The organism is Actinomycetospora lemnae, assembly GCF_028737315.1.
Lineage (GTDB): Bacteria > Actinomycetota > Actinomycetes > Mycobacteriales > Pseudonocardiaceae > Actinomycetospora > Actinomycetospora lemnae.
The window spans coordinates 33,870-56,768 of the sequence record NZ_JAQZAO010000014.1; the positions used below are offsets into that span (position 1 = coordinate 33,870).

Genomic DNA, 22,899 nt, shown 5'->3' on the forward strand with positions numbered 1-22,899 from the left:
AGGACCGCGTCGTGCGCGGTGCGCTGACGACCCACGGGCGCCGGACCGGCGCCGCGTACACCTCCAGTGTCCCAGAAGTCGATCGCCCGGGTGGGACGGCGGGGGGTGTCGGACGTCTCGGGCACACTGACCGCCGTGATCAGCTGCCGCTGCGAGATCGCGCCGCCGTCGCTGTTGCTGCGGGTGGCCGAGCGGGGCGGGCGCGAGGCGCGCGACGCGGCCCTGCGCACGCTGCTCACCTCGGCGGCCCTGCGCTCGCGGCGCACGGCGCTCGGCGCGACGCTGCGCCGCTTCGGGCTCTCGCCCGCCGACCTGGAGTTCCTGCCCGCGCAGGCGCCCGCCACCGGCCCGGAGAACACCGTGTACGACGTCGCGGGCGGTGGGGAGGAGGCGCTGCCCGGGCGCCGGGTGCGCGGCACGGACGACCCGCCGACCGGCGACGCCGCGGTGGACCAGGCCTTCGACGGCGCCGCGACGACGGCGACGTTCTACCGGGAGGTCTTCGGGCGCGACTCGGTCGACGGCCGCGGGCTCGACCTCGTCTCCTCGGTGCACTTCGGTCGGCGCTACGACAACGCCTTCTGGACCGGCGACCAGATGGTCTACGGCGACGGCGGCGGCGGGGTGTTCGTCCCGGGCGGGCTGACGCGCTCGCTCGCCGTCATCGCCCACGAGCTCACCCACGGCGTCACGCAGTTCAGCGCCGGCCTCGCGTACCGGGGGCAGAGCGGGGCGCTCAACGAGTCGTTCTCCGACGTCTTCGGCGTGCTGGTCGAGCACCGGGCCGGCGACGTCGACGCCGCGTCGGCGAGCTGGCTGGTCGGCGAGGGCATCCTCGAGCCGTCGCTCGGCGGGGCGCTGCGCAACATGATCGCGCCGGGGACGGCGTACTCGGGCGACGACCAGCCCGCGGACATGGACGCCTACGCCGACCTGCCCGTCGACGACGACCCGCGCAACGACAACGGCGGCGTGCACATCAACTCCGGCATCCCCAACCGCGCCTTCGCCGAGGCCGCACGCACGCTCGGCGGTCGCGCGTGGGAGACGGTGGGACCGGTCTGGTACGAGGTCCTGACGGGCGGACGCCTCGCCCCGACCGCCGACTTCGCCGCCTGCGCCGCGCTCACCGTCAGGGTGGCGGGCGAGCGCTACGGCGAGGGGTCGGCGCAGCAGGACGCGGTGCGCGGGGGCTGGGAGGCGGTCAAGGTGCGGTTGCCGGCGGACCCGCGGTGAAGGTCACCGTGGTCCGCGCCGGCGGGGTCGCGGGCATGGTGCTGACGGTCGAGGTCGACGCCGGCGAGCTCGACGCGGAGGCGACCGCGCAGCTCACGGGCCTGGTCGACGCCTGCGAGTTCCCGGAGACCCCGCCCGCCGCCACCAAGGGTCGCGCCGACACCTTCGACTACGAGCTCGCCGTCGAGCGGGACGACGGCGCCGTGCGCCGGACCCGCTTCGGCCAGGGCGCGGCGCCGCCGGGAGCCGACGCCCTCGTGGCGTGGGTCCTCGACGGCCCGCACGGACACCGACACGTCGGACGCTGGTGATCGAGGACCTGCGCTGACGACTCACCAGTCGAAGAAGCCCCCACCGTCGAAGCCGCCGTCCATGCCGGGGTCCATCCCCGGGTCCATCCCCGGATCCATGCCCGGGTCCGTCCCGCCCATGTCCGCGCCCATCGCGTCGCCACCCACCGCGGCGGCGCCGAAGCCGGAGAACAGGGCGCTGGCGACCATCATCCCGCCGACGACGCCGACGCCGCCGAGGAGCATCGGCCGCCACCACGGCTCGGAGTACCAGCCGGCGGGCACGGGACGGCCGCCGACCATGCCGCCCGGGTAGTAGTGGCTGTTCTGCGCCGAGGGCTGCGGCGAGCCGGTGACGCTGCGGCCGTCGACGTCGACCTCCCGCGCGGACGCCAGCTCCCCGGCCCGCGACCGCTCGGCGGAGCCGGGCAGCTCCGGGCCGGGGTCCATGCCCATGGCGGTGCGGGCGGCGCGCACGTAGTAGAGGCCCTCGAGCGCGGTGTCGGTGACCAGCTGGTACTGCGGCGCGGTGGACGCCTGCTCCAGCTGGGAACCGGCGGCGGTGTAGCGCTCGGCGGCGTCGGCGAGCGCCTGCTTCGAGGGCTCGTCGGACCCGGTCAGGTTGAGCACCTGGCCGCCGAGGCGTTCGTACCAGCGGCGCGCCTCGGCCTCGGCGTCACCGAGCTGACTCTGGGCGGTGGTGCCCCGGCCGCGCCCGCGCGTGGCCACGAGGGCGACCAGGCCGCCGACGACGAGCAGGATGAGCAGGATCTCCACGTCACCGATGGTCCGCGCGGCTCCTGAGACGCAGCTGTGAGCGAGCGAGAAAACCGCTCGGCAGTCGACCGCGCCGTCGCCGGGTTGCCGCTCGCGGGCCCCTACGCGATCTCCGGGCGTCGCTCTGGCGGCTCGCTCAGGGGCGGCGCATCGGCACGTGCGGGATGCCGTCCTCGTCGTAGCCGGGGCCGTCGACGGCGAACCCGAGCCGCTCGTAGAACCCCTGCGCCTGCACCTGCGCACCGAGCACCACCGGGCCGTCGACGGCGGCGAGCACCGCGCGCACCAACGCCGCCCCGGCGCCGGTGCCGCGGTGCTCGGGCGCGGTGACGATCCGCCCCAGGCGCGTCACCCCACCACCCTCGTCGAGCACCCGGAGGTACGCCGCCATCTCCCCGCCCGGCCCGCGGGTCCACACGTGCTCGGCGGCGGCGTCGAGGCCGTCGAGCTCCTGGTAGGCGCACTCCTGCTCGACGACGAACACCCGCACCCGCAGCGCGAGCAGGTCGTAGAGCTCGGCGGGGGTCAGCTCGGCGAAGCCCCGCCGGATCACGCGAAGCCGACCACGGCCCCCTCGGCCGCGGAGCCGACGAGGCGGGCGTACTTGCCGAGCACGCCGGTGCGGTGCTTGGGCGGCGGCGCGGTCCAGCCCTCGCGCCGGGCGGCCAGCTCCTCGTCGGGGATCAGGAGGTCGAGGGTGCGGGCGGCGAGGTCGAGGCGGATGCGGTCGCCGTCGCGGACGAAGGCGATCGGCCCGCCGTGGTCGGCCTCGGGCGCGACGTGGCCGACGCACAGGCCCGTCGTCCCGCCGGAGAACCGGCCGTCGGTGATCAGCAGGACGTCCTTGCCGAGGCCCGCGCCCTTGATCGCGCCCGTCACCGCGAGCATCTCGCGCATCCCGGGACCGCCGCGGGGACCCTCGTTGCGGATGACGACGACGTCGCCGGGCTGCAGCCCGTCCGGACCGGAGGCCTCGACGGCGTCCATCGCGCCCTGCTCGCCGTCGAAGACGCGCGCGGTGCCCTCGAACGAGGCGGTGTCGAAGCCCGCGGACTTCACCACGGCGCCGTCGGGGGCGAGCGAGCCGCGCAGGATCGTCAGCCCGCCGGTGGGGTGGATGGGGTTCGACAGCGGGCGCAGGATCTCGCCGTCGAGGCCCTCGGGGCGCAGCTCCTCGAGGTTCTCGGCGACCGTCCTCCCGGTCACCGTGAGGCAGTCGCCGTGGACGAGCCCGGCGTCGAGCAGCGCCTTCATCACCACCGGCACGCCGCCGACCCGGTCGACGGTGTTCATCATCCAGCGCCCGAACGGCTTGACGTCGGCGAGGTGGGGGACCTTGTCGCCGATGCGGTTGAAGTCGTCGAGGGTGAGCTCCACCTCGGCCTCGCGGGCGATGGCGAGCAGGTGCAGCACCGCGTTGGTCGAGCCGCCGAACGCCATGACGACGGCGATCGCGTTCTCGAACGCCTCGCGGGTCATGACGTCGCGCGCGGTGTGGCCGCGGGCGAGCATCCCGACGACGGCCTCGCCGGACGCGCGGGCGAAGCCGTCACGACGACGGTCGGCCGACGGCGGCGACGACGACCCGGGCAGCGCCATCCCCATCGCCTCGGCGGCACAGGCCATGGTGTTGGCGGTGTACATGCCGCCGCAGGCCCCCTCACCGGGGCAGATCGCGCGCTCGATCTCGTCGACCTTCTCCCGGCTGATCAGCCCGCGCGCGCAGGCGCCGACGGCCTCGAAGGCGTCGATGATCGACACCTCCTTGCCGTCGACGGTGCCGGGCATGATCGAGCCGGCGTAGAGGAACACCGAGGCGAGGTCGAGGCGGGCCGCGGCCATGAGCATGCCGGGCAGCGACTTGTCGCAGCCCGCGAGCGTCACCGTGCCGTCGAGCCGCTCGGCCGACACCACCGTCTCCACCGAGTCGGCGATGACCTCGCGGCTGACCAGCGAGTAGTGCATGCCGAGGTGGCCCATGGAGATGCCGTCGGAGACCGAGATCGTCCCGAACTCCATCGGGAAGCCGCCGGCACGGTGCACGCCCTCCTTGGCCGCGGTGGCCAGGCGGTCCAGCGACAGGTTGCAGGGCGTGATCTCGTTCCACGACGAGGCGACGCCGATCTGCGGCTTGGCGAAGTCGTCGTCGCGCATCCCGACCGCGCGCAGCATGCCGCGGGCCGCGGCCCGTTCCATGCCGTCGGTGACGTCGCGGCTGCGGGGCTTGAGGTCGGCCGGCTCCATGAGGCGAAGGTAACGCTTGTCGCCCCCGGAGGCCGGGACCAGACTCGGCCGCATGACCGGGGAGCCGCTCGAGCCGTTCTGGCCGGGCCGCCGCTCCGACGCCTTCGACGAGCTCTGTCGCCGGGACCGCTGACACCCGCGTCCCACCCGCGCCACCTCGACGGAGCCCGTCACCGTGACCACCCTCGCCGCACCGCCCGCCGTCCCCGACGTCGTCCACCTCGACCGACCGCACCGGCCCGGCCAGGGGCTCGGTCCCGCCGGCGGGTCCCGCGACCTCGACGCCCTCGTCGACCGGGCCCGCGCCGCCGAGGCCGCCGGCACCGCGGTGGTCGTCGTCCCGCCCGGCGGTCCGGGCGACCACTGGCCCGCCACCGCGCAGGCCCTGGCCGTCCTGCTCGCCACGACGTCGGTGCGCGTCGCGGTCACCGTCGACCCGGCGGCCGGCGAGCCCGACGCCATCGCCCTCTTCGCGCGCAGCGCCGCCGGCCTCGTCGGCGACCGGCTGATCGTGCAGGTGCGCGGCGCCGGAGCCCCGTCCGTCGACGAGGCCTTCGCCGGCGCCCTCACCGCGCGCTGGGACGGCCCCGTCGTGGCCGGCGACGCGGACCTCGACACCCGCACCTGACCCCGCTCCCGCGAGAGCCGCGTCACACGCCGGACCAATAGTTGACGTCTCAACTGATGGTGCTAGGCTCTGCCTTGAAAGTTGATGCTTCAAGTCTCCACGGAGGACGCCATGACCGAGACCGCTGCGCCGACCCTCGAGCTCGCGGGCTCCTACCAGATCGACCCCGCCCACACGCGCATCGGCTTCACCGCCCGGCACGCGATGGTCACCAAGGTCCGCGGCACGTTCGGCGAGTTCCGCGGCGACGCCACCATCGGTGAGGACCCGGCCCGCTCGGGCGTCGAGATCGTCATCGCCGCCAACAGCCTCAACACCGGCCAGGAGCAGCGCGACGGGCACGTCCAGGGCGACGACTTCCTCGCCGTGAACGTCTACCCGGAGATCACCTTCCGCTCGACCTCGGTCGAGAAGGACGGCGACACCTGGAACATCACCGGCGACCTGACGATCCGCGACGTCACCCGGTCCGTGACCATCCCGTTCGAGTTCACCGGCCTCGCCAAGGACCCGTTCGGCAACGTGCGCGCCGGCTTCGAGGGCGCCACCACGATCAACCGCAAGGACTTCGGCATCACGTTCAACGCCGCCCTCGAGACCGGTGGCGTGCTCGTGTCGGAGAAGGTCGGCCTCGAGTTCGACGTCTCGGCGGTCAAGCAGTCCTGACCCGACGGGCGCCACGGCGCTCGACGGCCCACGACAACGGCCCGCGCCCCCACACCGGGGACGCGGGCCGTCGTGTGTCCGGATGGCCCGGGAGGCCTCAGACCGCGTCGTCCAGCGCGCGGCCGAGCGACCCGCCGCCGGATCCGCCGGCGTCGGGGTCCCGGCCGCCAGCACCATCGCCGCCGGCGTCGCCGCCGTCGCGCCCACGGTCCTCGCCGCCCCGCTCGTCGTCACGGTCGGAGCCGCCGTCGTCGTCGCCGCGCCGGTCCTCCTGCCGGTCCTCACCGGGGTCCTCACCCCGGTCCTCGCCCCGGTCCTCGCCCCGGACCTCGCCCCGGTCCTCGCCCCGGTCGCCGTCCTCGGCCCGGTCGGCCCGGCCTCCCCGGTCCACGGCGTCGTCGGCCCGGTCGTCCGCCCGTGCCTCGCCCGTGGCGGCCGGGCGGCTCCCCGCGCGGGTCGCGGGACGGTCGGAGCTGCGGGGCGCGGGGCGGGCCATCTCGTCGTCGGCCGGCTCGGCGGTCGCGTCGGGCGCCCCTCCGGTCGGTCCGGGCACGACGCGGTCCGCGGCCGGACCCGAGAACACGCCGGCCGCCGGCACCGCGAGCACCGCGGCGGGCGGCGTCGGGCCGACGGCCGGCCCGCCGACGCTCCCGGCCACGACGGTCGCGTCGGCGTGGCCGCCGGTGCTCGCCATGCCGGCGCCGAACGCCCCGCCGAGCACGGCGGCCCCGACGCAGGCCGCGAGCACGGCACGCCGGGCACGGCGCGGACGCCGCGTGACGGGCAGGACACGGGCGGCGCGCGACGCGACCCCGAGGCGGGCCGTCTGCGCCGTCAGGGCCGTGCACAGCCGCAGCCGGGCGGCCGCGTCGACGGGCCCGACCACCAGCGCGCGGACGGCCTCCACGACCTCGGGCGCGGGGTCGGCCACGACGGCCGACGGACCGGTGGCGGCGGCGACGGCGATGCCCGCCAGCGCGACGACGTCGTCCTCGGGGCTCGCGGCGGCCGGGACCTCCGCGCCCTGGCCGGTCCAGCGCGGGCCCAGGGACGGGTCGAGCAGGACCGCGTCGGTGCCCACCCCGCCGTGCACGAGCCCGAGGCGGTGCAGGCGCCCCAGCCCCACGGCGAGGCGGGCGACGAGCAGTGCCGCCGAGGCGGGGTCCCATGGGTCGACCGCCCGGTCCAGGCTGCCGCCGCGGGCGACCGGCATGACGACGAACGGCCCGTCGGGCCCGTCGGGCGCGCCGTCGAGGACCTCCATGGCCTGGCCCGGCCCGAGCTGCACGCGGCGGAGCGCGTCGCGTTCCCAGCGCGCGGGCCCGTCCTCGCCCGGGAACGACTTGATGACCACGTCGCGCTGCAGCAGCAGGTCGTGGGCCCGGTGGACCGGGTTCTCACGACCGCCGAGGCGGTCGCCGGGGAGATAGCGCTCACCGGCCGCGGTCGGGCGCGTCGACGTCACGCGGGCTCCTTCGTGAGGAGGACGACAGGGGCGCCGCGCTGTTGCAGCGGAGCCGAATACCACCCGTCCCGGTACCCCACACGTGTCAGGCCCGGATCAGTGGTGCGTGTTCTGTCCGGGGTCGTCGGTGAAGCGGACGTCGACCGTCTGGTGGTCCTTCTGCCGCTCCGACTCGACGTAGGACTCGTAGGCGCGGATGTCGGCGGCCGTCGTGTCGCGGTCGTCGGGGTACATGCTGAACAGGCTGCGCGGGTGCAGGCGGCGGGCCAGGACGGCGTCGAGCTCGGCACCGAGCACGAACACCGCGGCGGCGAGGTAGATCCAGGCCAGCAGGCCCAGCACGATGCCGAAGAACCCGTACGTCGCGCTCGCGCCGGCCAGCCGGGTGCGCACCAGCCAGGTGCCGATCTCGAGCAGCACCTGCCACGTCACGCCGGCGGTGACGGCACCGATCCAGCGCTCGCGGACGGGCACCCGGTGGGCGGTCAGCAGGTGGTAGGCCAGCAGGAACAGGCTGACGTTGACGACGAGGCCGGCGACGGTGGTGGCCCAGCGGGTGAGGTCGCTCCAGCCCAGCAGGGCACCGGCGGAGGCGCCGACCGCCGAGAGCCCCGCCGTGGCCAGCACGCCGACGCCCACGAGCAGCACGACGTACGCGCCGCGCGCGTAGGCGGTCCAGATGCTCGGGCGCTCGGCCCGCGGCACCGCCCAGACCTCGTCGAGCGCGTGCTGGGCCGCGTGGGTCACGCCGAGCGCGCCGTACACGGCGACGACGACGCCGACGACGAGGCCGACGACGCTGCCGCTCATCGTGTGCACGTTGTCGCGGATCTGGTCCCCGATCACCGGCACGTTGCGCAGCGCCGAGGACAGCACCGCCTGCTGGGCGGCCGGGTCGTCGTGCAGGACGTAGCCCAGCACCGTCACCGCGAGCAGCAGCAGCGGGAACAGCGAGACGAAGCCGTAGTAGGCCAGCAGGGCGGCGAGGTAGGCGCCCTGGTCGTCGACGAACTTGTAGACCACGGCCAGCGGCAGCGCCGCCCAGCGATGCCGACGTTGGAAGGCGTCGAACCTCCTCGAGACGCCCATCCCCACCTCCCCGACACGCGCGAGCAACGGATACCCCCTCGACGCCCCCGTCATCGGAGCAGTCGCTGCCGCCGAACGGGCACTCCCCGGACGCGCGGGGCGGGGCGGAGTGGCTCGCCCCGCCCGTGGGCGCCACACTGGCGCCCCACGGCGATCACCGGGAGGAGCAGCGTGGAGTTCGACGTGCTGGTCGAGGTACCGCAGGGCAGCCGCAACAAGTACGAGATGGACCACGAGACGGGGCGCCTGCGGCTGGACCGCACGCTGTTCACCGCCACCCGCTATCCCGCCGACTACGGCTACATCGAGAACACGCTCGGCCAGGACGGCGACCCGCTCGACGCCCTGGTGCTCGTCCAGCAGCCCACGTTCCCGGGGTGTCTGGTGCGCAGCCGCGCGATCGGCATGTTCCGCATGACCGACGAGGCCGGCGGTGACGACAAGGTGCTCTGCGTCCCGAGCGACGACCCGCGCCTCGAGCACCTGCGCGACATCCACCACCTCGACGAGTACCACCGCATGGAGATCCAGCACTTCTTCGAGGTCTACAAGGCGCTGGAGCCCGACAAGGAGGTCGAGGGCCACTCCTGGGTCGGACGCGCCGAGGCCGAGAAGGAGGTGCGCGCCTCCCTCGAGCGGGCCGAGAAGGAGGGCTACACCACGTGAGGGTGCGACCGTGACCGAGCCGCCGGACCCGCCGCCGACCGTCGCGACGATGCGCACGATCGGCATCGTGTGGGCGGTCGCGGGCGGGCTCGCGATCCTCGTCGGCGCCGTCGCGACGGTCTTCGCGATCGTCATCTTCGGTGTGCTCGCCCTGGTGCTCGGCGTCGCGCTGATCGGCATCCAGGACGTCCGCGCGCGCTCGGCCATCCGCGCCTCGCGGACCCTGACCAACGCGCCCGCGCCGCCCGCCGACCCGCCGAGGGCGGGCCGGCCGCCCCGGTCCACCCCCGGGCCGCCGCGGTCGGCGACCGCCGGCCCGACGCCCGGTCCTCCGGACGACCCGACCGGTGGCCCGTCCGACACCGGCGACGACCAGGGCGCCGAGGCCGCGGTGGGGTCGACGGGGTCCGGGTCGTCGGGGTCGTCGGGCCCGTCGGGGTCGGACGACGCGGGCGGCTCCGGCGAGGACGGCGACCGGGACGGCTCGAGCGGCGGCCCGGAGGTCGTCGAGCACGACCGCGAGGGCCCCTGGACGGGCGCGGCCGAGGCCGAGGACGGCACCGGCGTGCCGAACGACCCCGACGCCCGCCGCGACGCGTGAGGGCCCGGGGCCGGGGGTAGAGCCCTCTCGACCGTGCCGTCGATCCCTGGAGGCACCGTGGCCACCCCCACCGACGACGACCGCACCCTGCTCACCGTCATCGCGCACATGAAGGCGCTGCCGGGCAAGGAGCAGGAGCTGCGCTCGGAGCTCGAGAAGCTGGTCGAGCCGACGCTGGCCGAGGACGGGTGCGTCAACTACGACCTGCACGTCGCCGTCGACGACCCCGGCACGTTCTTCTTCTACGAGAACTGGACGAGCCCCGGGCACCTCGAGGCGCACCTCGCCAACAGCCACCTCGTGGAGTTCGCCGGCAAGCTCGACGAGTACCTCCAGGGTGGTGCCGACGGCCTCGTGATCACGCAGCTGCAGCGGATCCAGTGACCTCCGGCGATCCGAGCCCGCGCACGGTCGCCTCGGCGATGGCCGAGGCGGCCGTGGCGTGGATCGACGGTCTCGACGACGAGCAGCGCGCGATCGGCGTGTGGGACTGGCCGGGGTCGAAGGCCGCCGACGCCGAGCGCGTGCGCTGGTACTACACGCCGACCGACCACGGCGGCCTGACCGTCCACCAGCAGCGTCCCCACCAGCAGCGGGCGGGGATGCGACTGCTCGCCACCGGGCTGTCCGAGCCGGGCTACGTCAGCGCGGCGACGATCATGGGGCTGGAGAACGTCCTCGACCGCACCGAGGGCTTCGCCACCGGGTTCGCCCGCGATCGCGGCCGCGACCCCGGCATGTACTACCTGCGCGTCTTCGGCGACCCGTCGGGTGACGGGCCCTGGTCCTGGCGCTTCGGCGGGCACCACGTGTCGGTGAACCACCTGGTCGTCGGCGGCGAGGCCGTCGCCGGCAGCCCCTGCTTCCTCGGCGCGGACCCGATGGTCTCGCCGCTGCTCGGGGGCCGGGAGCTGCGCCCGCTCGGCGGGATCGAGGACACCGCCCGCGAGCTGCTGCACGCGCTCGACGCCGACCAGCGCCCCCGCGCCGTGCTGACCCCGACCGCGCCCGCCGACATCATCGGCGCCAACCGCGTGCGGCCCGGGCCCGGCGACCGCCTCATCCCGCTGCCCGACCTGTGGCGCGGGCACTTCGAGCAGGACCTCGAGGACCGGCTGTGGTCGATGCACGACGGGCTCGAGGCGCAGCTCGGCGTCACCGAGGCCGACCGCGCGGCCACCGAGCTCACCGCCGCCCCGCGCGGCATCGCCGGGGCCGACCTCGACGCGGGCCAGCAGGAGATCCTGCGCCGCCTCCTCGACACCTACGTCGGGCGGATGCCGCCCGGGCTCGTCGAGCGCGAGCGGGCCCGGTTCGACGGTGGCGCCCTCGACGCCGTGCACTTCGCGTGGGCCGGCGGGGCCGAGCGCGGGGAGCCGCACTACTACCGCCTGCAGGGCCCCCACCTGCTCGCGGAGTGGGACAACACCCAGCGCGGCGTCAACCACGCCCACTCCGTCTGGCGCGACCCCGAGCGCGACTTCGGGCTCGACCTGCTGGCCGAGCACCTCGCGCTCCACCACTCCGAGCACCACCCGTGACCGGGGCGGTCCCCGACGCGACCGTCACGCTGTCGACCGGCACGCTGCGCGGGCGACGGCGCGGTGGTGTCGTCGACATCGTCGAGTTCCGCGGCATCCGCTACGCCGCCGCGCCCCGCTTCGCGCCGCCGGAGCCGCCCGCGCCGTGGTCCGGGGTCCGCGACGCCCTCGACCCCGGCCCGATCAGCCCGCAGCTGCCGGCCCGCGTCGCCTCGGTCACCGGCCCCTCGTCCGACGACGACGCCCCGCAGGACGAGGACTGCCTACGCCTCGACGTGCGCGCCCCCGCCGCCGCGCTGACCGACGGCGTCCCCCGCCCGGTGCTCGTGTGGCTGCACGGCGGCGCGTACGTCATCGGCTCGGCGTCGACCTCCTGGTACGACACCGCCCGCCTCGTCGCCGAGGGCTCTGAAGGCGGAGTCGTCACCGTGAGCGTGGGCTACCGGCTCGGGGTGCTCGGCTGGCTCGCCGCGCCCGGGGTGTCCGACGGCAACCTCGGACTGCTCGACCAGATCGCCGCCCTGCGCTGGGTGCAGGAGCACGTCGCGGCGTTCGGCGGCGACCCGGCGCAGGTCACGGTGGCGGGCCAGTCGGCGGGCGCGCACGCCATCGCCTGCCTCATGACCGTGCCCGAGGCCCGCCCGCTGTTCCGGCGCGCGATCCTGCAGAGCGGCCAGCTCGGCCTCGGGCTCTCCTCGCCGCAGCGGGCGGCGCGGGTCGCGGGATACGTCACCGAGGGGCTCGACGGCGCGGACCCGCGCACGGCGGGCGTCGACGCGCTGCTGGCGGCCCAGCGCCACGCGGTGGTCCGCGCGGCGGGACCCGGCGGGCTCGACTCGTCGCCGGCCTTCGCCCCGACCGCGGGCGTCGCTCCGCTGGCGGCGGGCATGACCTGGAGCGACGCCGCGTCGTCCGGTCACGACGTGCTCGTCGGCGCCACCGCGGACGAGATCGAGACGTTCCTGGCCATCAGCCCGCCCCTGCGCGCGGCCCGGCGGCTGCCACTGGTCGGGCGCCTCGCCTCGGCGGCCGGGGGCGTGGTGACCCGGCGGGTGTTCACCGGCCCGGCCGACCGGTTCGCGGACGATGCGGCACGCAGCGCAGCGGAGCTGCGGCGCCGAAGGCCGGATGCCGCGCGGGGCGGCGCCCGCACCTTCAGCTACCGCTTCGCCTGGCGCGCGCCCGCCTCGCGCCTGGGCGCGTGCCACTGCATCGAGCTGCCGTTCCTGTTCGGCGCGCGGGAGGCGTGGGCGGACGCGCCGATGCTGCGCGGGGCCGACTGGGACGCCGACGTCGAGCCGCTCGGCGCCGTGCTGCGCGGGGCGTGGCTCGCGTTCGTGCGGCACGGGAACCCGTGGACCGACGACCTGCCCTGGCCCCCGCACTCCCCCGGCGCCGGGCCGACGGTCGTGCTGGGGGAGACGGAGCGCAGCGGAGCTCGACCGTCGGGCACCACCTGTTCCGGAGGAAACGGGCACACTCGATGTGGACACCCCTGAGGAGGAACCGATGCCCCTGATGCGCAGGGTCGCGGCCATCGGCGCGGCCGTGGCGGCCGCGCGGCGATTCGCCCGCCAGAACCCCGAGACGGTCAACCGCTACGCCGACCAGGCCGCGGCCTTCGTCAACAGCCGCACCGGCGGGAGGTACCAGAAGCAGATCGACTCGGCGGTGCGCCAGGTCCGCAAGCAGACCAGCGTCCCGGGGCGCACCGTGCCGTTCCCGGAGCCGCAGTACTACGGGCCGCAGTCGGCGACGCGCTACCCGAGCCAGCGCACCGACCGGCCCTGACGCGTGATCCCCGCGTCGGCAGCGGGCACAGGACGGACATGGGACTGAACTACCGTGGCCGCCGCAAGCTGGGCCCGCTGCCGGTGTGGCGGAACGTGTCGCGCTCGGGGAAGGGCAAGACCACCTCGTGGACGGTCAAGCTCTTCGGGGTGAGCTGGAACAGCCGCACGAAGAAGAAGACCGTCGACCTGCCCGGCAACTGGTCCTATCGGGCGGACTGACGCGGTGAGCACCCCCGACACCCGCACCGTCCTCGTCACCGGCGCCACCGACGGCCTCGGCCGCGGGCTCGCCCGCGACCTCGCCGGGCGCGGGATGCAGGTCCTGCTGCACGGCCGCGACGACGAGCGGGGCAAGGCCACGCTCGAGGAGATCCGGGCGGCCACCGGCAACGACGCCCTGTCCTGGTACCGCGCGGACCTCGCCGAGCTGGCGCAGGTCCGCGACCTCGCCGACCGCGTCGCCGCCGACCACCCGCGCCTGCACGTGCTCGTCAACAACGCCGGCATCGGCGCCGACGTCCCGGGCGGCGGCGAGCGCCAGGAGAGCGTCGACGGCCACGAGCTCCGCTTCGCGGTGAACTTCCTCGCCGGCCACCTGCTGACCCGGCGCCTGCTGCCCTCGCTGCAGGCGGCCGCGTCGCCGGGCGACCCCTCGCGGATCGTCATGGTGTCGTCGGCGGGCCAGGCGGCGCTGGACTTCGACGACCTCATGCTCCGCCGGGACTACTCCGGCTGGCGCGCCTACACCCAGAGCAAGCTCGCGCAGATCCTCGACGCGTTCGACCTCGCCGACGAGCTCGACCCGGCCGTCGTCACCGCGACCGCGCTGCACCCGGCGACGTACATGCCGACCAAGATCGTGCCCTCGCCGATCAGCACGATCGCCGAGGGCGTGGCGGCCACGGCGCGGCTCGCGGTCGACCCGGAGCTCGCGGGCGTCACGGGGCGGTACTACAACGGCGTGCGCGAGGCCGAGCCCGACCCGCAGGCCGACGACCCGCTCGCGCGCGCCCGCCTGCGCGCCATCGCCGACGAGCTGACCCGACCCTGACGGGAGATGTCAGCCTCTCCCCGCGAGGATGGCGACGTGACCCACCTCGAGAGCGCCTTCACCATCGACGTCTGGGAGCCCGCGGAGGGGGACGCCCTCGCCGAGCCGGAGGGCCGCGGCCCCGCGACCGGCCGGACCCTGCTGCGCAAGACCTACTCCGGCCCGCTGCAGGGCACGGCCGTCGCCGAGCTGCTGACCACCCAGGGCGAGGGCGGCGCCGCCTACCTCGCGCAGGAGCGCGTGGTCGGCGAGCTGGAGGGCCGCGCGGGCAGCTTCGTCCTCCAGCACGGGGCGTCCGGCGGGGACGGCCACGAGATGCGGCAGTGGGCGTTCGTCGTCGCCGGCTCGGGGACGGGCGGGCTCGAGGGCCTGCGCGGCACCGGCGTCGTCGCCCACGAGCGCCTGACGCTGGACTACGAGCTGCCCTGAGCGGGTCACGTGTCGTGGTGCGGGCCGGGGTGGGTCCGCCACTCCTGGAGGCGTTCGCTGCTGCGCAGGAGGCGCAGCGCCGTGGTGACCCCCAGCCCACCCACCACGTTCCCGGCGACCGACCAGGCGAAGAACACGATCCAGTTCCCGTAGCCGTACCCACCGCCGGCGTGGATGCCGCCGAAGATGAACAGGGTGTCGAGCACCGAGTGGTACATCGACAGCCCCGCGACGAGGAAGGCCACGGCGACCGAGGCCACGACCTTCGCGACGTCGTTGTCGGTGCCGTTGCGCATGCGGGTCAGCAGGGTCATGGCGACGCCGGCGAGGACGGCGAGGAGGAAGGTCGAGAGGGTCAGGGACGACGTCGCGAACGTGGCGCCGTTCCGTACGGCGCCGGAGCGGATCGCCGGGAAGGCGGTGACCACCGCCCACATCGTGACCCACCCTCCGACGAGGTTGCCCAGCAGCGTCAGGGCCCAGAAGCGCACCAGCTGTCCGTAGGTCGCCTCCTTGGCGGCGACGACGACCACCGGGACGAGGAAGCCCTCGGTGAACAGCTCGCTGTTGCCGAGCAGCAGGGCGATGAAGCCGATCGAGAACGCGAGACCGGCGAGGAGCTTGGACCCGGTCGCCTGCTCGACACTGAGGAAGGCGAGGACACCGAGCGCGATCTCGACCCCGGCGATCGTCCCGCTGGCCAGCAGCTCGACCGGCGTGCGGTAGAGGCGGGGCCGCCCCTTCTCCACCACCTGGTCGAACGTGCGCTCCACCTCGTGCTCGCGGATCGCGTCGTGGCGGCCCTGGGAGTCACGCTCGACCGCCGTCGTGTCGTCCTCGGCACTCATGAGCGCCCGGTCTGCCCGATGGATCCACCCGCCGACACCTACGGTCGGCCGATGGCGTTCACGACCGACCCCGACGGCACCCACCGCTACCGCGCGACGTGCACGTGGTCCGGCTCGACCGGGGCCGGCTACGACGGCTACGGGCGCGCCCACCGCGTCGAGGCCCCGCCCGCCGCGACCGCGCTGGCACTGTCCAACGACCCGACGCTGGGCGGCGACGCCGCGCTCCTGGACCCCGAGCAGCTGGTCCTCGCGGCGGCGTCGTCGTGCCAGCTGCTGTCGTTCCTCGCGATCGCGGCGCGGGCGCGCATCGACGTCACCGCCTACCGGGACGACGCCGAGGCGACGATGTCGCACGGCGAGGGCCCGGCGCGGATCGCGGCGATCGTGCTGCACCCGCAGATCACCGTGGCGGCGGGCCCGAGCGTCCCGCGGGTGGAGCGGCTGGTGCACCTGGCCCACCAGGAGTGCTACATCGCCAACAGCCTCGCCACCCCGGTCACGGTGGATCCGGTGCTCACGAGGGGGTCAGGGCAGCAGCTCCGCCAGGCGGGCGCGGTAGCGGGCGACGTTGTCGAGCTTGATCTGCTCGTAGCCCCGGACCATGTCCGGCAGGGCGGCGATCTCGACGGCGCGATCCACGTCGTCGAGCGCCAGCAGCTGCGGCACCAGCGCCCGGTACTCCGCCACCAGCTCCCGCTCCACGCGCCGCACCTCGGCCACGCCGAACGGGTCGAGGCGCGTCCCGCGCAGGCGGCGCATCGCGCGCAGCGTCCGGTAGCCCGGCCGGAACCAGCGGCCCAGCGTGATCTTGCGCTGCATGCCCGCCGCCCGGAGCACCGGCGGGTGGAGCTTCCACGCGTACCGGGCGCCCTCGCCGAACTGCGCGCGCACCGAGGCCTCGAGCGCCGGGTCGAGCGACAGGCGGGCGACCTCGTACTCGTCCTTGTACGCCATGAGCTTGTACAGCCCGGTGGCGATCGCCTCGGCGAGCCGCGGGTCGGCGTCGACGGTCCCGGCGACGACCGAGGCGTAGGACCGCGCGTAGTCGGCGTCCTGGTAGGCGACGAGCTCGGGCACCCGGATCGCGACCAGGCGCTCCAGCTCGCTGCCCGCCGGCGCCCCGATCGACGCGACGATCTCCGCGGCCTCCGCCGCCCCGCGCGCGGTCAGGCCCGGGACCCCGGTGTCGGGACCCGTGCCCGTGACCCGCGTGACGACCGCCGCGAACGCCTCCGGGTCGGCCACCGACTGCCGCCCGCGCCGGAACGCCTGGAGGTTCTGCTGCACCGCCGCGCCGTTGAGCGTGAACGCCTCCTCGATCGCCGACGCCGGCAGCGGCAGCGCGCCGGCCTGGAACGCGGCGCCGAGCAGGAACGTCAGCGCGAACTGGTCGTCGCCGAACAGGGCGTCGGCCAGCGCGCGGGCGTCGACGACGACCCCGACGTCGCGCCGCACCCGGTCGGTGATCCGCCGCAGCACCGCGTCGGCATCCGGGAACGACACCGACGGGTCGACGACCATCGCTCCCGTCGCGATCTTCGCCGACGACACCGCGGCGACCGTCCGCCACGACGCGCAGGTCGCGAGGTTCGCCGGGTCGGCGGCGACGAGCAGGTCGGCGCCGAGGTAGAGGTCGCACTCCCCCTCCGCGGCGCGCCCCGCCGCCTCGCCCGGGCGACGGCTGACCTTGACGTCGGACACCACCGCGCCGCCCTTCTGGGCCAGCCCGGTCTGGTCGAGGCCGCGCACGTGGCGCCCGGCCACGAGCCCGGCGGTGGCGAGCACCTGCGACACCGTCGTCACGCCCGTCCCGCCGATGCCGGCGAGGCGCACCGTGAACGACTCGTCGTCGACCACCGCGGGCGGCGTCGGCAGCGCGTCGGCGCCCAGCGGCTCGAGCACCGGCGGGCCCGCGGCCGTGCCGGGCTCGACGGTCAGGAACGCCGGGCAGTCGCCGTCGAGGCAGGAGTAGTCCTTGTTGCACGACGCCTGGTGGATGCGGGTCTTGCGGCCGAACTCGGTGTCGACCGGCGTCACCGACAGGCAGTTCGACGTCTGCCCGCAGTCGCCGCAGCCTTCGCAGACCCGCTCGTTGATCATGACGCGGGTCGACGGGTCGGCGAGCTGGCCGCGCTTGCGCTTGCGCCGCTTCTGGGCCGCGCACTCCTGGTCGTGGATGAGCACGGTGACGCCCGGGGTGTCCGCGAGGACGCGCTGGGCCTCGGGGTAGCGCGAGCGGTCCCAGACCTCGACGCCCTTCGCCAGCCGCACACCGCGGTAGCGCGAGCGGTCCTCGGTGGTGACGAGGATCCGCGTGACGCCCTCGGCGGCGAGGCTCTGCGTGAGTGCCGGCATCGACAGCGCACCGACGGCGTCCTGCCCGCCGGTCATGGCGGCCGCACCGTTGTGCAGCAGGCGGAAGGTCATGTGCGCGCCCGCCGCCACGGCCGCGCGCACCGCGAGCGAGCCCGAGTGGTGGAAGGTCCCGTCGCCCATGTTCTGGACGAAGTGGTCGGCGTCGACGAACGGCGCCATGCCGAGCCAGTGCGCGCCCTCGCCGCCCATCTGCGTCAGCCCGGTGACCTCGCCGACCTGCTCCTCGGGCATCAGCAGCACCATCGTGTGGCAGCCGATGCCGGCGCCGACCAGCGAGCCGTCGGGGATCGCGGTGGTCGAGGTGTTGTGGGGGCAGCCCGAGCAGTAGAACGGCGTGCGCTTCGCGCCGTCGACCGGCGTCAGCGACAGGTCGATGCGGCTCCTCTCTCGGGCCTGCCGCGCCTTCTCGTCGCGCCACGCCCGCACCGACGGCACGTCGCCGTGGGCGAGCAGGCGCTCGCCGAGGCGGCGGGCGACGACGTCGGGGTCGAGGTCGCCGGCCTCGGGGAACATCGCCGCGCCGTCGGGGCCGCGCTTGCCGTGCACCCGCGGGGCGTCGTGGCGCCCGTAGAGCCGGTCCTTGATCTGCGTCTCGAGGAACGCCCGCTTCTCCTCGACGACGACGATCTCGTCGAGGCCCTCGGCGAAGCGGTCGACGACGTCGTGGTCGAGGGGCCAGGGCATGCCGACGCGCAGCAGGCGCACGCCGCGGCGCACGAGCTCGGCGTCGTCGAGGCCGAGGGTGTCGAGCGCCTGGCGCAGGTCGAGCCAGCTCTTGCCCGCGGCCACGACGCCGATCCGCGCCGGTCCGGTGCCGACGATCCGGTCGAGGCCGTTGGCGGCGGCGTAGCGACGGGCGAGCTCGAGCCGGGCGCGGTAGAGGTCGCGCTCGATCGGCCCCAGCGAGGGCTGCAGGAGCACCGCCGACGGGGTGTGCACGTACGGGCGGCCGTCGATCGTCGTGTCGGGGACGACCGGGAGCAGCCGGTCGGGGTGGAGCTCGACGGTGCCCGAACCGTCGGCGACCGCGGTGACCATCTTCAGCGCGGTCCACAGCCCGCTCACCCGGCTGAGCGCGACGGCGTGGCGGCCGAGGTCGAGGACGTCCTGGGAGTCCGCGGGGTAGAGCACCGGGACGGCCATGTCCGCGAGCGCGGCCTCCGACGCGCTGGGCACGCTCGACGACTTCGCCGCCGGGTCGTCGCCGACGAACGCGACGGCGCCGCCGCGGGGGTGGGTGCCGGTGAGGTTCGCGTGGCGCAGGGCGTCGGTGGCGCGGTCGAGGCCCGGCGCCTTGCCGTACCAGTAGCCGACGACGCCGTCGCGGGTCAGGCTGCCGGTGGCCGCCGCGAGCTGGGTGCCCTCGACCGCGGTCAGCGCGATCTCCTCGTTGAGCCCCGGTGCGAAGACGACGTCGTGCTCGGCGAGCAGGTCGCGGTGGCGCGCGAGCTCGAGGTCGTAGCCGGCCAGCGGCGAGCCCTCGTAGCCCGAGACGTAGCCGCCGGTGCGCAGGCCCGCGGCGCGGTCGGCGCGGTGCTGGTCGAGCGGCAGGCGGACCAGCGCCTGCACGCCGGTGAGGTGCACGCGCCCGTGCGTCATCGCGTAGCGGTCGCGCAGCGACACCGGACGGCGGGGCGGCTCGTCCCCGGCGCCCCCGAAGGGGACGTCGAAGACGGGCGGGCGGACGTCGACGGTCATGGCGGACCTCCTCGGTGGACCGGCGCACGGGCGCGGGGTGGGTCCCGTGTCCCGGGCCACACGTCGTGGCGGTGACCGAGAAGCTAGGGAGTTACTCGCCAGTGGTCTATCGTCGTGTTCCAGGACTGGGCCATTGGCCCAGTCGATCGGCCTCCGCGCTGATCCCCTTCGGCCAATGGACGAGCCAGGAGCCGGCATGGACCTCGACGACCTCGACCGGGCGCTGCTGCTCGCGCTCCTCGAACGGCCGCGGGTCGGCCTGCGCGAGCACGCGCGGGCACTCGGCATCGCGCGGGGCACCGCGCAGGCCCGGTTCCTGCGCCTGCAGGAGCGCGGGGTGATCGTCGGGTTCGAGCCACAGGTCGACCCGGAGGCCCTCGGCTACGACGTCACCGCGTTCGTCACCCTGCACATCACCCAGGGCCGGCTCGACGCCGTGGCCGAGCACCTCGCGACGATCCCGGAGGTCGTGGAGGCGCACAGCATCACCGGCGACGGCGACCTGTGGGCCCGCGTGGTCGCCCGGACCAACGCCCACCTGGAGCACGTGGTCCAGGGGATCATCGGCACCCCGGGCGTGGAGCGCACCCGCACCGAGATCGCGCTGACCGAGCGCGTGGCCCACCGCGTGCTGCCGCTCGTGCGCGCCCTGCCGCGGGGTGCGCGTCCGCGCACGTGAGCAGGAAGAGGTGCCACAGCACTTCCTCCTGCTCACCTGACCGCAGGGCACCCTGTCGGACCGATGGGGTCTCGACGACGGCCGGCGGGGCGGCGGTCACCAGCTCAGCGTGGCGCTGGGGCGCTGCTCCGACCGGGGCGGTGGCGAAAGCGGAACGTCCTTCCGTATAGTTCCGGAAGAACGTTCCGTTTCGCGTGCACCCCGGAGGACGACATGCGCTACCGCACCCTCGGCCGGACAGGCATCAAGGTCAGCCCCTACTCACTCGGCGTGCTGCTGCTCGGGTCGGCGCGCGGCAACCCCGACCAGGAGGACTCGATCCGCCTCGTCCACCGCGCCCTCGACACGGGGATCAACCTGGTCGACACCGCCGACGTCTACGGCGGCGGCGCGTCCGAGGAGGTCCTCGGCAAGGCCCTGATCGGGCGCCGCGACGACGTCGTCCTCGCCACGAAGATGGGCCGCCCGATGGGCGACGACCCGAACCGCCAGGGGGCGTCGCGGCGCTGGATCACCACCGCCGTCGAGGAGTCGTTGCGCCGCCTGCAGACCGACCACATCGACCTCTACCAGGTCCACCGGCCCGACCCGGACACCGACGTCGAGGAGACCCTCTCGGCGCTCACCGACCTCGTGCGCAGCGGCAAGGTCCGCGCGATCGGGTCGTCGACCATGCCCGCGTCGGACATCGTCGAGGCGCAGTGGGTGGCCGAGCGCCGCGGCCTCGAGCGCTTCCGCACCGACCAGCCGCCCTACTCGATCCTCAACCGCGGCATCGAGCGCGAGGTGCTGCCGGTCGCCGAGCGCTACGGGATGGGGACGCTGGTCTGGGGCCCGCTCGCGCAGGGGATGCTCACCGGCCGCGCCCGGCGCGGGCAGCCCACCGACCTCGTCCGCGCCGACCTCTTCCGCGTGTTCCACGACGAGGCCCGCCTCGCGACGATCGAGCAGCTCATCACCCTGGCCGACGAGGCGGGCCTGCGCCTCACCCACCTCGCGATGGCGTTCGCGATCACGCACCCGGGCGTCAGCACGGCCCTGCTCGGCCCGCGCACCCAGGAGCAGCTCGACGACCTGCTCGCCGGCCTCGACGTCGTGCTGCCCGACGACGTCCTCGACCGCATCGACGAGATCGTCCCGCCGGGCACCGAGGTCGGGCGGCTCGACCAGGACTACCTCCCGCCCGCCCTGACCACGACCGCGCGGCGCCGCCGCCCGGTCGACGAGCGCGCCGCCGCGTGAGGTGCGCTCCGCGCAGGTGAGCAGGAAGAAGGGCTACAGCCCTTCTTCCTGCTCACCTGGCCGGAGGCCACCGAGCGCCTGCAGGACGGTGGTGACCAGCAGCGCGGCCCGCGCCGCGACCTCGTCGGAGCCGCCGGCGAGCATCGGCGAGTCGGCGGGCAGGTCGTTGACCTCGTGGAGGAGCGCCAGGTAGACGCGGCGCCCCCACGTCGGGTCCGGCGCGGTGATCGCGCCGGCGTCGCGCAGGCGGGCGAAGAGCCGGTCGAGGCCGTCGAGCACCTCCGGCGTCATCGACGCGCTGAGCTGCACGGCGAACCGGTGGGCGATCTTCAGCGCGAAGGCGGTCTCGGTCATGCGCAGCATCGCGGCCACCGGTGGCGCCGAGTCCACCCGCGCCTCGGCGAGGCCCTGCACGTAGCGCTGCGCGAGCTGCGCGGCGAGGGCGTCGAGCAGCGCGGTGCGCGAGGAGAAGCGGCGGTGGACCGTCGCGCGGGCCAGCCCCGCCGCGTCGGCGATCCGCTCCAGCGGGGCCGTCTCGTCCTCGGCGAGCACGGCCTCGGCCGCCTCCAGGATGCGTGCCGTGCTGCGCTCGGCGTCGGCCCGCACCCGCCGGGGCGCCGCGTCGTCGTCCATGCCACCTCCGCTGTCCGGCAACCCTAGCAACTGCGACAGTGGTGGCGCACTTGGTCGTCGATGTGCAACTCTGGTGTCGCAGTTACAGCGACGGTGTCCCCGAGAACAGGAGCACGAGATGGACCTCCAGCTGCGCGGCAAGCGCGTCCTGGTCACCGGCGCGAGCCGGGGCCTGGGACTCGAGATCGTGCGGGCGTTCCTCGCCGAGGGCAGCTCCGTCGTCGCCACCGCGCGACGCAGCACGCCGGAGATCGAGGCGACCGGGGCGACGTTCCTCCCGGCCGACCTCACCACGCCCGACGGCCCGCGCCGCGTCGTCGAGGCCGCGCTCGCGACCGACCCGCACCTGGACGTGCTGATCAACAACGCCGGAGGCGGCGACATGCCGCCCGAGCACGCGGTCGACGTGTTCGACGGCGAGGACGACGTCTGGGCCGCCGCCTTCGCCCTCAACCTCGACGCCGCCCGGCGGACCACCCGCGCCGCCCTGCCCGCCCTGACCGAGGCGCGTGGCGCGGTCGTCACCATCAGCTCGGACAGCGCGCGGCGCGTCGGCCCCGAGCCGCTGCCCTACCGCGTCGCGAAGGCCGCGCTCAACGCGTTCTCCCGCAGCCTCGCCGAGCGGGTCGCGCCCTCCGGGGTCCGCGTCAACACGGTGTCCCCAGCCGGCATCCGCACCCCGTTGCTGACCGGTCCCGACACGTTCGTCGCGCGCATGGCGGCGGACATGGGCCTCGACCACGAGACGCTGCTGGCCGCCATGCCGCGGCAGAACGGCATGCTCACCGGCGAGCTCATCGAGCCCGCCGAGGTCGCGCGCGTGGTCCTGCTGCTCGCCTCCCCGACCGTGCCGAGCGTCATCGGCGCCGACTGGGCGGTGGACGCCGGCAGCGTCAAGGTGTGAGGTGCCCTGTCGGCGTGCTGGTCTTGATGCGCAGGTGAGC

24 protein-coding genes and 1 pseudogene are annotated in these 22,899 nt (G+C 75.0%); 17 read left to right on the forward strand and 8 right to left on the reverse strand.

Going from position 1 to position 22,899, the window contains the following annotated elements:
• Positions 1-135: 135 nt before the first annotated feature.
• Together PGB27_RS24980 and PGB27_RS24985 are read left to right on the forward strand one after the other, a co-directional pair.
• Positions 136-1,236 carry a M4 family metallopeptidase gene (locus PGB27_RS24980; RefSeq protein ID WP_274203146.1) on the forward strand — a complete coding sequence of 367 codons (1,101 nt, stop codon included), beginning with the start codon at positions 136-138 and terminating at the stop codon, positions 1,234-1,236.
• Entirely contained in the window at positions 1,233-1,547 is a 315-nt protein-coding gene (locus tag PGB27_RS24985; RefSeq protein WP_274203147.1) for a protealysin inhibitor emfourin, read from the forward strand. The genes PGB27_RS24980 and PGB27_RS24985 overlap by 4 nt, the downstream gene beginning before the upstream one ends.
• A 21-nt stretch (positions 1,548-1,568) precedes the next feature.
• On the opposite strand, the gene PGB27_RS24990 is transcribed toward PGB27_RS24985, so the two are convergent.
• The 3 genes from PGB27_RS24990 to ilvD form a co-directional block, all read right to left on the reverse strand.
• A complete protein-coding gene (locus tag PGB27_RS24990; RefSeq protein ID WP_408630119.1) occupies positions 1,569-2,303 on the reverse strand; it encodes a hypothetical protein in 735 nt (244 codons plus the stop codon).
• Positions 2,304-2,439: 136 nt separating this feature from the next.
• The gene (locus PGB27_RS24995; protein ID WP_274203148.1) at positions 2,440-2,856 is read right to left on the reverse strand and encodes a GNAT family N-acetyltransferase; all 417 of its coding nucleotides are present in this window, start codon (positions 2,854-2,856) and stop codon (positions 2,440-2,442) included.
• Positions 2,853-4,547 (reverse strand): dihydroxy-acid dehydratase, encoded by a 1,695-nt coding sequence (ilvD, locus tag PGB27_RS25000; RefSeq protein ID WP_274203149.1) that lies wholly within the window; start codon positions 4,545-4,547, stop codon positions 2,853-2,855. Before ilvD ends, PGB27_RS24995 begins: the two co-directional genes overlap by 4 nt.
• A 175-nt stretch (positions 4,548-4,722) precedes the next feature.
• Between ilvD and PGB27_RS25005 the strand changes: the two genes are divergently transcribed.
• Complete coding sequence (locus PGB27_RS25005) at positions 4,723-5,175, forward strand: hypothetical protein (protein ID WP_274203150.1); 453 nt, start codon at positions 4,723-4,725, stop codon at positions 5,173-5,175.
• A 111-nt stretch (positions 5,176-5,286) separates the two neighbouring features.
• On the forward strand, positions 5,287-5,841 hold the full coding sequence (locus tag PGB27_RS25010; protein WP_274203151.1) for a YceI family protein: 555 nt from the start codon (positions 5,287-5,289) through the stop codon (positions 5,839-5,841).
• A 97-nt stretch (positions 5,842-5,938) separates the two neighbouring features.
• Here the strand turns inward: PGB27_RS25010 and PGB27_RS25015 are convergent, their stop codons facing one another.
• Positions 5,939-7,306: a hypothetical protein gene (locus PGB27_RS25015; protein ID WP_274203152.1), complete on the reverse strand. Its 1,368-nt coding sequence runs from the start codon at positions 7,304-7,306 to the stop codon at positions 5,939-5,941.
• Between the two features lie 96 nt (positions 7,307-7,402).
• Entirely contained in the window at positions 7,403-8,395 is a 993-nt protein-coding gene (locus PGB27_RS25020; RefSeq protein ID WP_274203153.1) for a YihY/virulence factor BrkB family protein, read from the reverse strand.
• Positions 8,396-8,566: 171 nt separating this feature from the next.
• Here PGB27_RS25020 and PGB27_RS25025 point away from each other — a divergent pair, with 171 nt between their 5' ends.
• From PGB27_RS25025 to PGB27_RS25065, 9 genes are read left to right on the forward strand one after another with little or no spacing between them, the layout of a single operon-like run.
• On the forward strand, positions 8,567-9,061 hold the full coding sequence (locus PGB27_RS25025; protein WP_274203154.1) for an inorganic diphosphatase: 495 nt from the start codon (positions 8,567-8,569) through the stop codon (positions 9,059-9,061).
• A 10-nt stretch (positions 9,062-9,071) separates the two neighbouring features.
• Complete coding sequence (locus tag PGB27_RS25030) at positions 9,072-9,662, forward strand: DUF308 domain-containing protein (protein ID WP_274203155.1); 591 nt, start codon at positions 9,072-9,074, stop codon at positions 9,660-9,662.
• Positions 9,663-9,719: 57 nt separating this feature from the next.
• Complete coding sequence (locus PGB27_RS25035) at positions 9,720-10,046, forward strand: putative quinol monooxygenase (protein WP_274203156.1); 327 nt, start codon at positions 9,720-9,722, stop codon at positions 10,044-10,046.
• Between the two features lie 38 nt (positions 10,047-10,084).
• Positions 10,085-11,203 carry a DUF3500 domain-containing protein gene (locus PGB27_RS25040; protein WP_274203157.1) on the forward strand — a complete coding sequence of 373 codons (1,119 nt, stop codon included), beginning with the start codon at positions 10,085-10,087 and terminating at the stop codon, positions 11,201-11,203.
• Positions 11,200-12,702, forward strand: coding sequence for a carboxylesterase/lipase family protein (locus PGB27_RS25045; RefSeq protein WP_274203158.1), 1,503 nt, complete (start codon positions 11,200-11,202; stop codon positions 12,700-12,702). Before PGB27_RS25040 ends, PGB27_RS25045 begins: the two co-directional genes overlap by 4 nt.
• A 10-nt stretch (positions 12,703-12,712) precedes the next feature.
• Positions 12,713-12,994, forward strand: coding sequence for an antitoxin (locus tag PGB27_RS25050; protein WP_274203159.1), 282 nt, complete (start codon positions 12,713-12,715; stop codon positions 12,992-12,994).
• A gap of 38 nt (positions 12,995-13,032) precedes the next feature.
• A complete protein-coding gene (locus PGB27_RS25055; protein ID WP_274203160.1) occupies positions 13,033-13,215 on the forward strand; it encodes a hypothetical protein in 183 nt (60 codons plus the stop codon).
• Between the two features lie 4 nt (positions 13,216-13,219).
• On the forward strand, positions 13,220-14,047 hold the full coding sequence (locus tag PGB27_RS25060) for an SDR family NAD(P)-dependent oxidoreductase (RefSeq protein ID WP_274203161.1): 828 nt from the start codon (positions 13,220-13,222) through the stop codon (positions 14,045-14,047).
• Positions 14,048-14,083: 36 nt separating this feature from the next.
• The gene (locus tag PGB27_RS25065; protein WP_274203162.1) at positions 14,084-14,476 is read left to right on the forward strand and encodes a DUF3224 domain-containing protein; all 393 of its coding nucleotides are present in this window, start codon (positions 14,084-14,086) and stop codon (positions 14,474-14,476) included.
• Between the two features lie 5 nt (positions 14,477-14,481).
• On the opposite strand, the gene PGB27_RS25070 is transcribed toward PGB27_RS25065, so the two are convergent.
• Positions 14,482-15,324 (reverse strand): formate/nitrite transporter family protein, encoded by an 843-nt coding sequence (locus PGB27_RS25070; protein ID WP_274203163.1) that lies wholly within the window; start codon positions 15,322-15,324, stop codon positions 14,482-14,484.
• Between the two features lie 51 nt (positions 15,325-15,375).
• Between PGB27_RS25070 and PGB27_RS29505 the strand changes: the two are divergent.
• Positions 15,376-15,822: pseudogene (locus PGB27_RS29505) on the forward strand (OsmC family protein); the annotation flags it as partial.
• A gap of 30 nt (positions 15,823-15,852) precedes the next feature.
• On the opposite strand, the gene PGB27_RS25075 reads toward PGB27_RS29505, so the two are convergent.
• Complete coding sequence (locus PGB27_RS25075; protein ID WP_274203164.1) at positions 15,853-19,401, reverse strand: indolepyruvate ferredoxin oxidoreductase family protein; 3,549 nt, start codon at positions 19,399-19,401, stop codon at positions 15,853-15,855.
• Between the two features lie 196 nt (positions 19,402-19,597).
• Between PGB27_RS25075 and PGB27_RS25080 the strand changes: the two genes are divergently transcribed.
• Together PGB27_RS25080 and PGB27_RS25085 are read left to right on the forward strand one after the other, a co-directional pair.
• A complete protein-coding gene (locus tag PGB27_RS25080; protein WP_274203165.1) occupies positions 19,598-20,080 on the forward strand; it encodes an Lrp/AsnC family transcriptional regulator in 483 nt (160 codons plus the stop codon).
• Between the two features lie 213 nt (positions 20,081-20,293).
• The gene (locus PGB27_RS25085; protein ID WP_274203166.1) at positions 20,294-21,322 is read left to right on the forward strand and encodes an aldo/keto reductase; all 1,029 of its coding nucleotides are present in this window, start codon (positions 20,294-20,296) and stop codon (positions 21,320-21,322) included.
• 33 nt (positions 21,323-21,355) lie between these two features.
• On the opposite strand, the gene PGB27_RS25090 is transcribed toward PGB27_RS25085, so the two are convergent.
• Entirely contained in the window at positions 21,356-21,955 is a 600-nt protein-coding gene (locus PGB27_RS25090) for a TetR/AcrR family transcriptional regulator (RefSeq protein WP_274203167.1), read from the reverse strand.
• A gap of 118 nt (positions 21,956-22,073) precedes the next feature.
• Here PGB27_RS25090 and PGB27_RS25095 point away from each other — a divergent pair, with 118 nt between their 5' ends.
• Complete coding sequence (locus PGB27_RS25095; protein WP_274203168.1) at positions 22,074-22,859, forward strand: SDR family NAD(P)-dependent oxidoreductase; 786 nt, start codon at positions 22,074-22,076, stop codon at positions 22,857-22,859.
• Positions 22,860-22,899: the final 40 nt, after the last annotated feature.

Bases quoted from the DNA above. Each gene is read 5' to 3' on its own strand.
- PGB27_RS25050 (WP_274203159.1), top strand. From the start codon at position 12,713: ATGCCCCTGATGCGCAGGGTCGCGGCCATCGGCGCGGCCGTGGCGGCC.
- PGB27_RS25010 (WP_274203151.1), top strand. From the start codon at position 5,287: ATGACCGAGACCGCTGCGCCGACCCTCGAGCTCGCGGGCTCCTACCAG.
- PGB27_RS25070 (WP_274203163.1), bottom strand. From the start codon at position 15,324: ATGAGTGCCGAGGACGACACGACGGCGGTCGAGCGTGACTCCCAGGGC.
- PGB27_RS25085 (WP_274203166.1), top strand. From the start codon at position 20,294: ATGCGCTACCGCACCCTCGGCCGGACAGGCATCAAGGTCAGCCCCTAC.
- PGB27_RS25020 (WP_274203153.1), bottom strand. From the start codon at position 8,395: ATGGGCGTCTCGAGGAGGTTCGACGCCTTCCAACGTCGGCATCGCTGG.
- PGB27_RS25090 (WP_274203167.1), bottom strand. From the start codon at position 21,955: ATGGACGACGACGCGGCGCCCCGGCGGGTGCGGGCCGACGCCGAGCGC.
- PGB27_RS25080 (WP_274203165.1), top strand. From the start codon at position 19,598: ATGGACCTCGACGACCTCGACCGGGCGCTGCTGCTCGCGCTCCTCGAA.
- PGB27_RS25095 (WP_274203168.1), top strand. From the start codon at position 22,074: ATGGACCTCCAGCTGCGCGGCAAGCGCGTCCTGGTCACCGGCGCGAGC.
- ilvD (WP_274203149.1), bottom strand. From the start codon at position 4,547: ATGGAGCCGGCCGACCTCAAGCCCCGCAGCCGCGACGTCACCGACGGC.
- PGB27_RS25040 (WP_274203157.1), top strand. From the start codon at position 10,085: ATGGCCGAGGCGGCCGTGGCGTGGATCGACGGTCTCGACGACGAGCAG.
- PGB27_RS25055 (WP_274203160.1), top strand. From the start codon at position 13,033: ATGGGACTGAACTACCGTGGCCGCCGCAAGCTGGGCCCGCTGCCGGTG.
- PGB27_RS25075 (WP_274203164.1), bottom strand. From the start codon at position 19,401: ATGACCGTCGACGTCCGCCCGCCCGTCTTCGACGTCCCCTTCGGGGGC.